Consider the following 14245-nt stretch of genomic DNA (forward strand, 5'->3'; position numbering starts at 1 on the left):
GAAAACTGTAAGTCCTGGGTAAGAGATGTAAATAACCACCCCATCTTTATAAAATTGCAAAACTAACCTTAGGGGGGGTATTTATGAAAGAAAGCATGAGCAGTGTGGATATAAAATACATAACCGAGGAACTAAAAGACATGATAGTGGGTTCGAGGGTTGAGAAAATTTATCATGAAGGTAATGAAATTAGGTTTAAACTTCACAAGACGGGAGTAGGAAGGGTAGATTTGTTAATTGAGGCTGGAAAGAGAATCCACATAACTACTTACGTTAAGGAGAATCTACAGCCAACTTCATTCGCGATGCTTTTACGAAAATATTTGTCTGGAAAATTTCTTGAGGATATAAGGCAATACGAATTCGATAGGGTAGTTATCTTGTCGTTTGGTGAATATTTCCTCATCGCCGAACTTTTTGGTAGGGGGAATATTATATTTGTAACTAAAGATTGGGAAATAATTGGGGCTCTTAGATATGAAGAGTTTAAAGATAGGGCAATAAAACCAAAAATTAAGTACGTTTTTCCCCCTTCTAGAGCTAACCCCCTAAAAGTTAGCTTTGAAGAGTTCAAAGAGATAATATTGAACTCCCAGGGAACTGAAATCGTGAGAGCGCTTGCGAAAAATTTTAGCATTGGAGGCTTATATTCTGAAGAGACTCTCCTTAGAGCAAAAATAGATAAAGATAGAAAGGTTGATGAACTAAGTGAAGAAGAATTAAGACTCGTATATGATACTCTTCTAACAGTTCTAAACGATGAAAAAAAGCCTAACATTGTATATAACAAAGAAGGGGTTATGGTGGATGTCGTTCCAATAGATCTACAATGGTATCGGGAATATACAAAAAGATATTATGAATCTTTTAGCGAAGCTTTGGATGAATACTTTGGAAAGCTAACAATTGAAAAAGCAAGACTCGAAAAAACCAAGCAACTAGAAGAAAGGAGAAAGGCTCTTGAAATTTCTTTAAGGAGAATTGAAGAACAGATAAAAGGATTTGAAAAAGAAGCCATGACTAATCAGGAAAAGGGTGACGCGCTCTATGCCCACTATTCCATTGTAAATGAAATCTTAAGAGTTATTTCCTCAGCATTAAAGCAATATGGAGTTGAAGAAGTTAAAAAGAGGATAGAAGAAGGAAAGAAAGCTGGCTACCCTTGGGCAAAAATGATAATCGACGTAACCGACAACAAAGTAACGCTCAATTTGGATGGGATAAAAGTTTCTCTCGATGTTGAAAAATCACTAGAAGAAAATGCTGAGCTTTACTATGAGAGGGCGAAAAAAGCAAAGAAGAAACTGGAAGGAGCAAAAATAGCATATGAGGAAACTAAAAGAAAATTAATAGAGCTTGAAAAAGAGATAGAGCGAGAGAGTAAAGAAATCAACATAAAGAAAATCACCCGCAAAAAGAAAAAGTGGTTTGAAAAATTTAGGTGGTTTATTAGCAGCGAAGGTTTTCTGGTCATCGGAGGGAAGGATGCTACAACGAATGAAATCGTTGTTAAAAAGCATATGGATGAAAATGACATCTATTGTCACGCAGACATATGGGGGGCTCCTCATGTTATTATAAAAAATGGTAGAAATGCCAGTGAAAAAACGATCAGAGAAGCTTGTCAATTTGCCGTTGCCATGAGTAGAGCATGGAGCGAGGGATTAGCTTCGGCAGATGCTTACTGGGTTTACCCAGAGCAAGTTAGCAAACAAGCCCCTGCTGGAGAATACCTACCCAAAGGAGCCTTTATGGTGTATGGGAAGAGAAATTGGATTCATGGGATCCCTCTTAAACTTGCGGTTGGAATAGTTAATGTTGAGGGGGAAGAGCTTGTCATGTGTGGTCCAGTTGATGCGGTAAAAGCTCATACAAACAAGTATGTAGTGATAAGGCCTGGAGGATTAAAGAAGAGTGACCTTGTAAAGAAAATCCAAAAAATATTTGAAAAATGGGGATATAGGGTCTCTGAAGAAGATATAATGAGCGTTTTGCCCCCAGGACATGGAGAGATTGAGGAGGTGGTTGAATAATGTTTAAGCTTTACTCTCTTGCAAGAGAATTTGCAAGGGATTTACTTTTTGAAATTAATGGAGATGTAGTTACCTTATCAATAAAGGGGATCTTACTTGCTAATACTTCTTCAACTTCTTCAAATTTCTCGATATTTGAGGTTTCCGAAAATGAGTTCATCTTAGCAATACAAACCTCTGGATATGTAGTGTATTTGGGAATTGAGGCGGAGGAAGAAATCGAAGAGGAAGTTTATCCTTCACTTGTGAGAATTATAATTTCGGAAGTAATGCCTATTATAAATAACTTAGTTCAAGTGGCAAAGGAGTTAAGCTATAAGGGAGCAGATATCCTATTAGACGACAATATGTCCTCTTCGCTTAGGGAGGCTATGTACAATTTATTGTTGAAGCATAAAAAAGGCAAGAGTCCATATGAGCAGGTGGAGGTAGCATAATTTGGATATTTTTTAATCTTTATCGAATTAGTTTTGTAAATTTTCCAAATCTAATTATAAAATTTACAAGATAGTAATTTGTATGTGAAAATTTGTTTAATTTCTTGGAAAAAGTTTAAATATATCCTCAACCAAAAACACAATGGTATGAGGGAGATTATAAATTATGATGGTCCAGAAATCTTCAGGGAAATAGTTTCACAGAAGTTTACAAGATTAGTTGAAGCTCTCGAGGCTTTGGGGGTTAAAATTAATGAAGTCTCATTGAGGGGGAGAGAAATTACTGTAAATAGGTATATGGTCTTGTACATTGTAGGGGAGATTGTAATTTCAGAGAAGAGTGGTCTTTTCTTGAGGGAAATTAAGCACCTAATTGGTCCAATTTTAAGGAGTATAAATGATGAGATCCAAAGAGAGGTTCGCCCTGTTGGATATTACTCTTATATTGATGTTGATAAATTTAGATTGAGCATGAGTAGAGAGCAAGAAGAGAATCGGCAGAACATTGTTGTTGATGTGCCTGAAGAATATGAAAAAGAAGTGAAAAGAGTTGCCAAGGGTATTGCAATCTTCCTTTCTGACAATAATGTAAATTTTGACACCCTTGTTATTTCAGGATATTTAGTGAAAGACATTCTTAAAATAAGAGTTGTTCTAATGCCAGTGGGTGAATATGAGGAGGATAAGCTAGAAAAGTTGCTTAGAGGTGTAGCAGAGAAATATACCTCATACCTAAGAGAAAGAGGATTGAAGGCTATTTTGGATGATATTGAAGTTATAACAACTAAGATTAAGCCCTGGGTATCAATTGCATTAAAGAGGAAAAGATTAGCCGAAAGGGAAGCCTCACAAATAGTTTCCGATGAGGATATACAACTTGTAGTCCAAAAGTTTAGAGGAAAGTTATCTAGGAACTAGATGAGAACCATCACAAGTGGGATAAGAATAATATCCCTCCCTACAGGAACCGAATGTTATTCCAGCTTCTTCAATTTTTTCCCTCGCTGTCCTTAATATCTCCATTCTCAGATCTTTTTTGAGGTAATAATATCCTTCATATTTTTCGGTGTATAGGGGCTCTAGTTTTTCCATTAGCTCGGGAAATTTTGCTTTCATTCTTGCCTTAATGTCAGGCCTTAGTTTTAAGGTTGAGACTGTTATATGACTAACAAATTTCAATGCTTTTAGAGTTTTGTCGAAATCTTCCCAGGTGTAAAAGGGAATAATTGGATCTATTCTTGCGTACACAGGAATGCCTTCTTTCTTTGCAAGTTTTAGTGCTTTAATTCTTTCTTTAGGAGAAGGCGCATTTGGCTCCAAAAGTTTAGCCTTTCTTTCATCTACCGTTGTTACTGTAATTCCGACTGCACACCTTAGCTCTTTAATTATATCTAGGTCTCTTATAAATATATCAGACTTCGTCAAAAGTAAACATCTTATATCATATTTTTTGAATAGCTCTAGAACTCTCCTCGTTATCGTGAGATCCTTTTCAATCGTTGGATAGGGATCTGAGGAGTATGACATCGCAATTATAAAGTTCTTATTAAACTTCCTTAATTCCCTGTCTAACGTAGGAAGCAAGCTTTCTTTAATTCTCACTTTAAAGGCTTTAGGAATGTAGGATGTTATGTAACAGTAAACACAAGCATGATCGCATCCAGTGTAGGGGTTAAGGGTGTATTTAAACGGGCAAGTGCACATATTTGATTTCCAGGGGTCAAATGGTCTGATGTACATTTTCATTTAATGCTTGAATGGAGAAATTAATTTAAATTTTTAGGGTCAATCCAGAAGGGTGATGGAGGAATGAGTAACATAGTGAAGGGAATAGTAAAGTGGGTTGAAGGAGAACAGTTCATTGGGGGTATAGAAGGGGAAAACTGTTCGGTTATTTTAGGAGAAGGCGGAATAAGCCCAATGAAGCTTTTATTGCTCAGCGTGGCAGGATGTACTGCCTATGATGTAGTGATGATCCTAAGGAAGATGAGAGAACCTATAAGAGGTCTGAGGGTGGAAATCGAGGGAGTTAGGCGAGAAGAGCATCCGAGAGTGTATAAGGAGGTAACTATCCACTATAAAATCTATGGAAAGGTTGACGAAAAGAAGGCTCGAAGAGCAATAGAGCTTAGCCAAGAGAAGTATTGTTCTGCCTCTGCTCATCTAAAATTGGGTGGAACGATAGTTAGATATACTTTGGAGATTTTCGATGATGAGCCTCCATCCCATGCTGAAGGGTGATGAGTGCACATCAGGCTGAGCTTTATAACTTTCTCTTTGATTTTATTTTTGGTGGTTGATATGGTAAAAATACCGAAGTCTCATCCACGATATTGGAGTCTTTTGTATAGAGAAAAAATAATTGAGGGGATGGAGAAAGGGATTACAGCCAAAGCAGGGCTTATTGCCCATGGAAGGGGAGAAGCATTTGACTATTTAATTGGAGAAAAAACAATCCCACCAGCAGAAACTGCAATGAGAGCTGCAATTGCTAAATTACTCCTTGCGAAACACCCTGTAATTTCTGTAAACGGCAATGTTGCTGCTTTAGTTCCTAAAGAAACAGTTGAATTAGCAAAAGTTCTGAACGCAAAATTGGAGATTAACTTATTTTATAGAACTGAAGAGAGAGTTAAGAAAATTGCTGAAGTCCTTTATGAGAATGGAGCCGATGAGGTTCTGGGAATTAACCCAACTAAAAGAATTCCAGGATTGGAGAGTGAGAGGGGAAAGGTTGATGAAAATGGTATCTGGAAAGCTGATGTCATTTTGGTTTCTTTAGAAGATGGAGACAGAACAGAAGCATTATGTAGAATGGGAAAATTTGTAATAACTGTGGATTTAAACCCGCTCTCGAGAAGTGCCAGAATGGCTGATATAACAATAGTGGATAACATAGTTAGGGCTTATCCCAGGATGATAGAGCTCGCAAAAGAAATGAAGTCTCTCCCAAAAGAAGATCTAGAGAAGATAGTGGCCACTTATGATAACTCAAAAGTTTTGAGTGAGGTTCTCATACACATTAGAGATAGGCTCACGAAGCTTGCAGAGGGGGGAATCTGGAAAAAAGAAAAACTTGACATTTAAAATGCCCCGACTAGTTTCCTCAGGCCCATAATTAATTCACTTTCGCTCTCTGCTTTTGAGACAACCAAGGGGACTCTTTCTTTTTCTGCAATTTTTATGGCTAATTCATCGAGTCTTTTTACTCCATGAAGCACTACCATGGCAGGCTTTAAACCCTGCACTCTTATTGCTATCATTGGGCTTCTTCCAGTTGTTACTTTTGTAAAGACAAGAGCTCTTTCAGTCGTCCAACCATAGAGCTTAAGAAACTCTTCTGCAGACATCTCCAGGATAGCCTGAATGCTATCGACAATAGTGTATCCGTAAATCTTCCTATCTATCAAATCTGGGTTGGCTACTATTTCGCCTTTAACGGCATTTACAATATCCTTTACCGTGACTGGAATGTTAAATTCCCTTATATCAAGGATTGCACTTGTTGGAATATCCCCGCCAAGGGTTCTACTAAACGCTCTAATTACATTTCCTCCTCTCTTCTCATCGATCTCCAGAAGAGCCTCAACAAACTTCCTTATAGTTGAAGCTCCTGGGCTCTTTCTTCTTCCACCCTCATAATCACTAATAACAGAAGATGACACTCCAAGATACTCGGCAAGTTCACTTTGGCTTATGCCGAAAATCTCTCTCCATTTTCTCATAGTCTTTCCTGGGTCGGGGGATAAAACAATCTCACCAGCAATTCTTTTTGCCAAGATTTCCTTTTCCTTTTCAAGCATGAAGTTATATTTTCCTGGTCAAATATAAATATTTCGGCGATTGCCTAAATCCCTAGTTTTTCTAACAAGCTTTTTAGGATGTCAAAATCCTGCTTTAGTTCCTCCTTTAGTTGAGGTCTATAAAGGGCCACTGCTGGATGATATGTTGGGAAGATATAAAGAGTACCAAAAAGTGTTTTTGCCTTGAAGACTTTCCCATGAATTTTGCTTATTGGCTCAAGATCAAATCCAAATTTTTTGAGGATGTAATTGGTGGAATGCCTTCCTAATGTAACGATAACCTTTGGCTTTATAATATCTATCTGTTGATCAAGATATGGGGAGCATGCCTTTATTTCTTCTTCTGTCGGATCTCTATTGTTTGGTGGCCTACATTTAACCACATTTGTTATATAAACATCTTCTCTTGTTAGTCCAATCCCATCTAATAGTTCATCTAAGACTTTTCCAGCTTTTCCAACAAATGGTAACCCTTTTTGATCTTCCCAGTACCCTGGGGCTTCTCCAATGAACATTATTTTTGCGTCATAATTTCCATACCCGGGAACGGGATTAGTTCTTAGCCTCCACAATGGGCATTTTTTACAGGTGAGTATTTTTTCTTCTAGCTTTTTCATTAGCTCATGCTTTGACATTTAATCACCTTTTCTCTCTTTGAGTTGTAGCCGTGCTTGAGAGAGATAAGCTTGCAGTAATTCTACCCAGGCAGTGTAGTAGCCTTTCTCATAGTCATCTCGAAATTCCTGATTCTTTATTTCTTCAAAGTTCCTAAGAAACTCTTTTATTCTCTCTTCGTCTGGATTATTTAGAAGCATTATAATGAGTGAATCGGTGTCATTATCCTTTATTGCGCTCATGAAGCCATTTAAGGCCTTTAGATATCCTCTTCCCCATTCATCTTCTTCTTTCACTAGCTTTTGGAGTTTATCTAAGTGTGATTTCGCTTTATCAAAATCTCTCCTTAAGAGAGCCCTGAGAAACATTTCCATGCGCATTTCTCTGGCTGGCATGTTTCTCACCTCATCAATCTCTGAAGCAGATCAGATTTTGAGGGGAGGTTTTCAAAAGTCTTAACGTCTTTTACCTTTAGGAGAATTGGTATATCTTTGAAGAGTCTTATTATCTTTCCAAATGGTATCTTTCCTTCCCCTGGGAGAAGGTGTAGATCTCCCACCCCGTAAGCTAGGGCATCTTCTGGCTCTACCTGGGGGAACATTTTTCCAAAATTATCGTGGACTAAAAGGATTATTGTTTTCTCGACTCCTAGTCTAACATCTTCTAAGAGCCTATTTTCATCCCCCTGGGCACTTAAGAATGCATGAGCTACATCCAGAGCAAATCCAACGTTGTCCTTATTCACGTTGTCTATTACGTAGAGAGTATCCTTAACACTAAACGTGTTTTCAAGTGCAATATTTATTCCAAAGTTTTCTGCTATATCAGCCAAAGCTTTTATTGAGTCAATCTCTAAGTCTAACCTTCCAGTTTTTCCACTTTGCATAACTATTGTTTTTGCTCCAAGCTTAATAGCAACATCCAAGACCGCCTTGGCAACTTTAAAATGTCTTGAGTAGTAGACGTTGTCCCTTAAATTCAACGAAACTGGCATTCTAACTATGTAATCTATTTCAACACCCTTTAGTATTGTCTCTATTTCTTTCAACTTTTCTTCTATCACGGTTCCGTTTTTAATAACTCCCAAAGCGTGGGGAATATCTGGACGAAATCATAATTTTTTACTTTGATATCTGCTAAAATTGAGGCAAGGGTTTTTCTTTCATTTAAAAAGTGGGGATATATGCTAACTCCAACTTTCATTATTATTCACCTCACTTTTTTCTGAGATTTTCATCAAGCGAAAGACTTAAAAGTCTTCCGTGGATGAGGATAACTCGGGTAGTGCCGGGGTAGCTTAGCCTGGTCAAAGCGCCCGGCTCATAGGGCCCTCCCCCGTTAAGGGGGAGCCTGAGAAACCGGGAGATCCGGGGTTCGAAGCCCCGCCCCGGCACCACTATTCTTATGACTCCATGTACCGTATTAGAAATGAGGGGATACAAATGCACATAATGGAGTTCCCGCGAGAGGTAATTTTAGGTAAGAATGTTATTAGTGAGACTGTTAACGTTGCAAAAAGGTTGAGTTTTTCTTCACCTGTTCTTGTGGTTTATGGACCGAAAACAAAAGAAATAGCTGGGAAGGATGTGGAAAGAGTTCTTAAAGAAGAATTTGACGTTCATTCTGTAATTGTTAAGGAAGCAACAATTAATGAAGTTGAAAAGGTTGAAGGTATAATAAGAGACAATAAGGTAAAATGGGCTATTGCAGTTGGAGGAGGAACAATTATAGACGTTACCAAGTTGGCCAGTTATAGAGCAGGAATACCATTTGTCAGTTTTCCAACTACCGCATCCCACGATGGAATAGCAAGCGCAAATGCTTCCATAAAGGGGCTTGGAACTAAGACCTCAATCAAGGCCAGGCCTCCGGTGGCAGTTATTGCAGACATTAGAATAATAAAATCCGCTCCCAGGAGGTACTTAGCTGCAGGAGTAGGAGATGTTATCAGCAATATCACTGCTGTGCGGGACTGGAAACTTGCTCATAAAATTAAAGGCGAATATTTCAGTGAATACGCTGCAGCTTTAAGTTTAATGAGTGCAAAAATGGTCATGAGGGATGCGGAAATCATAAGAATAGGAGACGATGAAGGGGTTAGAAAAGTAGTGAAGGCCTTAATTTCCAGCGGAGTTGCTATGAGTATCGCTGGCTCTTCAAGACCAGCTAGTGGAGCGGAGCATCTTTTCAGCCATGCATTAGACCTTTTGCTTGAAAAACCTGCTCTTCATGGAGAGCAAACAGGAATTGGAACAATAATTATGGCTTATCTCCACGGAATAAACTGGAGAAAAATAAAGGAAACTCTCCAAAAGGTAGGCGCTCCAACTACAGCTTATGAGCTAGGAGTTGATCCAGAAATAATAATAGAGGCCCTTACTATAGCTCATACTATAAGACCAGAGAGATACACTATCCTGGGGAGGGATGGTCTGACTAGGGAGGCCGCTGAAAGGGCTGCTAAAATCACTGGTGTAATTTGAGGAGGTGGGAAAGATGGTTATCACACTGGTTGGAGAAAAGTTGGCTAAACCAGGTGTTGAGTTCATTTATTATGGACCAGCTGAGCCTTGTAAATCATGTAGATTGGCAAGAGTATGTACAGGAAACCTCGAACCTGGAAGGAGATACAAAATAATCAAGGTAAGAAATATGGAGTATCCTTGCCTACTTCATGAAGGAAAGGTAAGGGTAGTTGAAGTTGTAGAACCAGCAATTGATGTGATTATAGAGCCCAGGTATGCAGTTGCTGGGAGCAAAATAACATTAAAGTTTGTTGAATGCGATGATCCCGAAAAAGTTGATCTAGTAAGGCCAGAAGGACTATTTGAAGGGGACGTTGTGAAAATACTGGAGATAATTGGAGACATTGAGTGTAATGGAAGAAAATATAAGATTGCAAAGGTAATAAGGGAAAATACACAAAAATAGAGCATCACATTTTATCTGGAGCCTCTATACCCATTAACCAAAGAGAATTCCTTAGAACTTGCCTTGTAGCCATGACAAGCAAGAGCCTTGCTTCTCTTACTCCCTCTTCTGCTTTTATAACTGGATGATCCATGTAGAATTTGTTGAACGTTGAGGCAACCTCATTTGCATACCATGCAATTAAGTGGGGCTTAAGATCAGTTCCAGCTTGCTGAACTATTTCTGGGAACCTTGATAGTAACATTATTAATTCTCTTTCTTTTTCTGTTATTTGGTTAAAATTAGCCACTTTTAGAAGTGACTTCCAATCCGTTGATATTCCTAATTCTTCAGCTTTTCTTAAGATTGAAGAACATCTTGCATGGGCATACTGAATGTAAGGGGCACTCTCTCCTTCAAAGTTGAGCACGTCTTCCCATCTAAATACAATTTTCTTCTCTGGACTATACTTGATGAGGGTGTACCTTATAGCCCCAACAGCCACTTTCTTTGCTATTTCTTCTTTCTCTTCCTCTGTTAAGTTTGGATTCTTTTCTTCTATTAAACTCTTGGCTTTGTTTATCGCTTCGGCTATAACTTCATCTACAGTGAATCCAACCCATGTTCCTTTTCTACCTGAGAATTTTCCTTCTGGACTTTCTACGTGCTCATAAGCTAAATGGTGGAAGTTTTCCGCGGCATCTTTGTATCCGAGCAACTCTAAAGCATATTTAATTGCCAATTGAGGATGTCTTTGCTCTGCCCCAATAACATTAATGACAATGTCTCCCCTTCCAAATTTTCCTGGCATCGGTTCTCCATCTGGAGCTGTTGTCCATGTGTACTCATCCCATCTCTTGTACAGTAAGTCAATATCTATTTTTCCAAATTTCCATAGGTGGTATGCTATATCTTTTCCCGTGTACGTCGCTGTTCCATCACTTCTTCTAAGAACGAGATAGGGGTTCTTCATCTCGGGGAATAACCTACTCAAATCCATAACAAAAGCTCCTTTGTATTTCCCGTCTTTTGGAGTGTAAAAGTTCTCATTTTTCTCGAGAAGGTTAATTGTTTTTTCAAAGAGCTTTGTGCTGACTATGTCACTTTCCCAAACTAAGAGATCATAATATATGTTTAGATTGTATAAGGTTTCCATTTGGGCCTTAACGACCTCTTCAGCAAGATTTCTCCCGTTTAATTTTCTCTCTTCTAGCTTTTTCATTAGTTCTCTAATCTCCTTCTCTACTTCTGGAGATTCTTCAATTTTCTTATTAACCTCAACATAGAGAAGCCCTAATGCATGATCTATTGGATTGTTTTTTAGCCCTTTTTCTTTTAGTTCTTTCATTAGTTCATTAAACTTCCCTTTTAAGTTCAAATATCCCCAATATACTTGGGCAAATTGAACGCCTAAATCATCAATGTAGTTTTGAACTTCAACATGATATCCCAAAAATCTCAGAATTCTTGCCATTGTATCTCCTAATATTGCATTTCTTGCATGTCCCATGTGAAGTGGTTTTGTAGGGTTAACTGAAGTATGTTCCACTATAACTTTCTTCCCTTTTCCTATTTCTGACCTACCATAATCTGTTCCATAGCCTAAAATAGTCTCTATAACTAATCTAGAAATTTGTGGATAATCTAGGAAGAAGTTTACATAGCCATTAACTGCTAGAGCTTTTTTTACCTCTTTTGGCCTATTTTTGTTAAATTCTTCTGCAATTTCTTGGGCAATAATGATGGGAGATTTCCTTAATAATTTAGCAAGTTGAAATGCTACTGTAGTTCCAAAATCACCCAGCTCTGGGCTTGGAGTGTCTACAAACTGTATATCTCCACTCCAATCTGGTGCAATTCCTCTTACTATATCTTCAATAGTTTTCCTTATTTCGGACTTTATTGTTTCAATCATACTTTTATCACCTCACTTGATTTTAAACCTCAACAGTGCAGCTATACCTCCAAGGGCCTTAAGTTTATCGCCTCCTTCATGTTCTGAGCTTACTACAACGACAGAGGCCCTTAAATTTCTCGCAAGTTCCATTAACTCTTCAATTTTTTCCCTTAACTCTCCCTTTAGCAGTGAATCCAGGACAATTAAAGTTTCAACGGCCCCATAATTTATTGCCTCCTCTACTTCTTTTAGTCCATAAGCCACCAAGCCATTCTTTGCTATCTCTTCTATCACTTTTTCTACCAACATTATTTCCTTCGATATCCTACTTTCGGTGTACACTTTGTCCACTGTTCCTCTTCTTATAACTTCGTAGATTCCTGTTCTTCCCCCCATGCTTGTGTCGTCTGTGACAACTTTCTTTGCAAGTTCTGGATAATTCTCTTTGAGAAAGTTAACGAAATTCTCCTTATAGAATCCAGGTCCTGCTACAATCGCTTTCTCTATCTTTTCTCTTTTCATTAACTCTTCCATAGATTTTGCTACTTCATGGAAGAATTTCTTTTCTTCATTATCTCTCTTTACGTTATACCTCTTCCCACTTATATTGTAGGTTATAGATCCAACGAAATCTAGACCATATTCCCTAACTATTGCAATTTCAGCCTCTCCATCTTCCATGGCGACAATCATGACTCTTGCTTTTTTTGAAGCCTCTATAGCTTCGTTAAGTCTTTCAATATGATAACTTTTCCATTTTTCTTTTTGTATGGTTATTACAGTACCAGGTTCTACCGTTAGTGTGTGGTATTTTCCCAGGGGAACATCCTCCCTACTTGCATAAATTATCGGTCCAGTTATTCTAAGCTGGTTGGCAAATCTGTGTAGATTAACCTTTTCAACTTTTATTCCTAAAAATACAGGTATTGCTTCAACTTTTTCTGGCCTTAAAGAATCGCTTCTTTGAGCCTGTTTCCTTAGAGTTTTGCCATATACAATGTCTCCCTCACTTATGATATGATATAAGTGCCAGAGATCATCGAGAGTTTCTGCCTTTATCTTTATTTTGCCCTCCTTTGGTTTTTCCTCTAATATTTCCATCCGCTCACCTCCACCCAAATTGGGACAAAAACTTTCTTTTGAGCCTTTTGATTGTTCCAGAAACCCCTAGAACTTTTATAATTGCTTCATTTCCATTAATGTCTGAGACTAGTGTTAGGGAAAATATGACATCATAGACGTGATTCCTATCACACCTCACTATTCCCATTTGAGTAGTTTCGTCGAATTTGATTAGCCATGGCTTGGCTTTTGCTGTTCCAAGTTCTCCAAGCGTTCTAAGACATGCCTTCCAAATGACATCTTTTACTTCATCTTTATTAAACTGAGTTTCTGAAATAACCTTAAATGCTATGTATCTTTTCTTGTCTCTCAAAGTAGGAGGTAAGGTTTTTGGCCTCTCCATCATCCTTTGAAAAATGCAGAACATAATTTAAAAGTACCGAAATCTTTTTAAGTTACTATCCGACATGGTAACACAAAAGGTTTATATACCTTTTGGAACCCGTAGTTATATTGGACAGGGTTTTAGGCAGTGGGGGTGTTGAAGTGAATAAGCAAAAGGTTTGTCCTGCTTGTGGATCCACGGAACTTATTTATGATCCAGAGAGGGGGGAGATAGTCTGCGCCAGGTGCGGTTATGTAATAGAGGAAAACATAATTGATATGGGTCCCGAATGGCGTGCTTTTGATGCTTCTCAAAGGGAGCGCAGGTCTAGAACTGGTGCGCCTGAAAGTATTCTTCTTCACGACAAAGGGCTTTCAACTGAGATTGGAATTGACAGATCTCTTTCGGGATTAATGAGAGAGAAGATGTACCGTCTGAGAAAGTGGCAGTCCAGATTAAGAGTCAGTGATGCAGCAGAGAGGAACTTAGCTTTTGCCTTAAGTGAACTAGATAGAATTACTGCTCAGTTAAAACTTCCAAGACATGTTGAGGAAGAAGCTGCTAGGTTGTATAGGGAAGCAGTGAGAAGAGGGCTTATTAGGGGTAGGTCTATTGAAAGCGTTATGGCAGCCTGTGTTTATGCTGCCTGTAGATTATTAAAAGTTCCCAGGACTCTGGATGAGATTGCTGACATTGCTAGAGTTGATAAGAAAGAAATTGGAAGGAGTTACAGATTCATTGCGAGAAACCTCAATTTAACTCCTAAAAAGTTATTTGTCAAGCCAACTGACTATGTAAATAAATTTGCGGATGAGCTTGGACTAAGTGAAAAAGTTAGAAGGAGGGCCATTGAAATTCTGGAGGAAGCTTATAAGAGAGGATTGACCAGCGGTAAGAGTCCAGCTGGTTTAGTAGCTGCAGCCCTTTACATAGCCTCTTTACTGGAAGGAGAGAAGAGAACACAGAGAGAGGTTGCCGAAGTTGCTAGAGTAACTGAAGTGACCGTAAGAAATAGATACAAAGAACTTGTGGAGAAGCTGAAAATTAAAGTTCCTATAGCATGATTTTTTAGTTTTTAATTTTGCTATTGATTAGAAGTGAGA

Annotated in this window: 15 protein-coding genes, 1 tRNA gene and 1 pseudogene; 9 read left to right on the top strand and 8 right to left on the bottom strand. The window is 38.3% G+C overall.

The features are described from left to right. Positions 1 to 83 precede the first annotated feature (83 nt). From rqcH to PWP39_RS00615, 3 genes are all read left to right on the top strand, one after another. Complete coding sequence (rqcH, locus tag PWP39_RS00605; protein WP_011012539.1) at positions 84 to 2033, top strand: ribosome rescue protein RqcH; 1950 nt, start codon at positions 84 to 86, stop codon at positions 2031 to 2033. Next, positions 2033 to 2470: a hypothetical protein gene (locus PWP39_RS00610; RefSeq protein ID WP_288071870.1), complete on the top strand. Its 438-nt coding sequence runs from the start codon at positions 2033 to 2035 to the stop codon at positions 2468 to 2470. Before rqcH ends, PWP39_RS00610 begins: the two co-directional genes overlap by 1 nt. Before the next feature lie 147 nt (positions 2471 to 2617). Then, a complete protein-coding gene (locus PWP39_RS00615; RefSeq protein ID WP_223208978.1) occupies positions 2618 to 3388 on the top strand; it encodes a hypothetical protein in 771 nt (256 codons plus the stop codon). On the opposite strand, the gene PWP39_RS00620 is transcribed toward PWP39_RS00615, so the two are convergent. Beyond that, positions 3374 to 4210, bottom strand: coding sequence for an SPL family radical SAM protein (locus PWP39_RS00620; RefSeq protein ID WP_011012536.1), 837 nt, complete (start codon positions 4208 to 4210; stop codon positions 3374 to 3376). The two genes, PWP39_RS00615 and PWP39_RS00620, sit on opposite strands and share 15 nt — an antisense overlap. A 69-nt stretch (positions 4211 to 4279) precedes the next feature. On the opposite strand from PWP39_RS00620, the gene PWP39_RS00625 reads away from it, so the two are divergent. Together PWP39_RS00625 and PWP39_RS00630 are read left to right on the top strand one after the other, a co-directional pair. Then, positions 4280 to 4711: an OsmC family protein gene (locus tag PWP39_RS00625; RefSeq protein ID WP_011012535.1), complete on the top strand. Its 432-nt coding sequence runs from the start codon at positions 4280 to 4282 to the stop codon at positions 4709 to 4711. Positions 4712 to 4771: 60 nt separating this feature from the next. Next, positions 4772 to 5557: a 4-phosphopantoate--beta-alanine ligase gene (locus PWP39_RS00630; protein WP_288071874.1), complete on the top strand. Its 786-nt coding sequence runs from the start codon at positions 4772 to 4774 to the stop codon at positions 5555 to 5557. On the opposite strand, the gene PWP39_RS00635 is transcribed toward PWP39_RS00630, so the two are convergent. From PWP39_RS00635 to PWP39_RS00650, 4 genes and pseudogenes are all read right to left on the bottom strand, one after another. Next, positions 5554 to 6273, bottom strand: a complete 720-nt coding sequence (locus PWP39_RS00635; RefSeq protein WP_149586330.1) for a helix-turn-helix domain-containing protein — start codon at positions 6271 to 6273, stop codon at positions 5554 to 5556. The two genes, PWP39_RS00630 and PWP39_RS00635, sit on opposite strands and share 4 nt — an antisense overlap. A gap of 44 nt (positions 6274 to 6317) precedes the next feature. Beyond that, complete coding sequence (gene udg, locus PWP39_RS00640) at positions 6318 to 6908, bottom strand: type-4 uracil-DNA glycosylase (RefSeq protein ID WP_011012532.1); 591 nt, start codon at positions 6906 to 6908, stop codon at positions 6318 to 6320. Next, entirely contained in the window at positions 6909 to 7283 is a 375-nt protein-coding gene (locus PWP39_RS00645) for a hypothetical protein (RefSeq protein ID WP_014835399.1), read from the bottom strand. It lies immediately after the preceding gene. Between the two features lie 5 nt (positions 7284 to 7288). Beyond that, positions 7289 to 8091: pseudogene (locus PWP39_RS00650) on the bottom strand (sugar phosphate isomerase/epimerase family protein). 83 nt (positions 8092 to 8174) lie between these two features. Between PWP39_RS00650 and PWP39_RS00655 the strand changes: the two are divergent. From PWP39_RS00655 to PWP39_RS00665, 3 genes are all read left to right on the top strand, one after another. Then, positions 8175 to 8284 (top strand) — tRNA-Met (locus PWP39_RS00655). Between the two features lie 46 nt (positions 8285 to 8330). Further along, positions 8331 to 9371 (top strand): NAD(P)-dependent glycerol-1-phosphate dehydrogenase, encoded by a 1041-nt coding sequence (locus PWP39_RS00660; RefSeq protein WP_014835398.1) that lies wholly within the window; start codon positions 8331 to 8333, stop codon positions 9369 to 9371. Positions 9372 to 9384: 13 nt separating this feature from the next. Next, complete coding sequence (locus tag PWP39_RS00665; RefSeq protein WP_014835397.1) at positions 9385 to 9819, top strand: UPF0179 family protein; 435 nt, start codon at positions 9385 to 9387, stop codon at positions 9817 to 9819. A gap of 4 nt (positions 9820 to 9823) precedes the next feature. On the opposite strand, the gene PWP39_RS00670 is transcribed toward PWP39_RS00665, so the two are convergent. Genes PWP39_RS00670 through PWP39_RS00680 form a run of 3 tightly spaced genes read right to left on the bottom strand, consistent with a single transcriptional unit; the run spans position 9824 to position 13163 of the window. Next, positions 9824 to 11713, bottom strand: coding sequence for an arginine--tRNA ligase (locus PWP39_RS00670; RefSeq protein ID WP_288071882.1), 1890 nt, complete (start codon positions 11711 to 11713; stop codon positions 9824 to 9826). Between the two features lie 12 nt (positions 11714 to 11725). Then, positions 11726 to 12796, bottom strand: coding sequence for an mRNA surveillance protein pelota (locus tag PWP39_RS00675; protein WP_288071883.1), 1071 nt, complete (start codon positions 12794 to 12796; stop codon positions 11726 to 11728). A gap of 4 nt (positions 12797 to 12800) precedes the next feature. Beyond that, complete coding sequence (locus PWP39_RS00680) at positions 12801 to 13163, bottom strand: ribonuclease P protein component 2 (protein WP_288071884.1); 363 nt, start codon at positions 13161 to 13163, stop codon at positions 12801 to 12803. Positions 13164 to 13303: 140 nt separating this feature from the next. Between PWP39_RS00680 and PWP39_RS00685 the strand changes: the two genes are divergently transcribed. Beyond that, a complete protein-coding gene (locus tag PWP39_RS00685; RefSeq protein WP_288071886.1) occupies positions 13304 to 14206 on the top strand; it encodes a transcription initiation factor IIB in 903 nt (300 codons plus the stop codon). Positions 14207 to 14245 lie beyond the last annotated feature (39 nt).

This window comes from Pyrococcus sp. (genome assembly GCF_030153625.1).
In the GTDB taxonomy this organism is placed as follows: Archaea; Methanobacteriota_B; Thermococci; order Thermococcales; family Thermococcaceae; genus Pyrococcus; species Pyrococcus furiosus.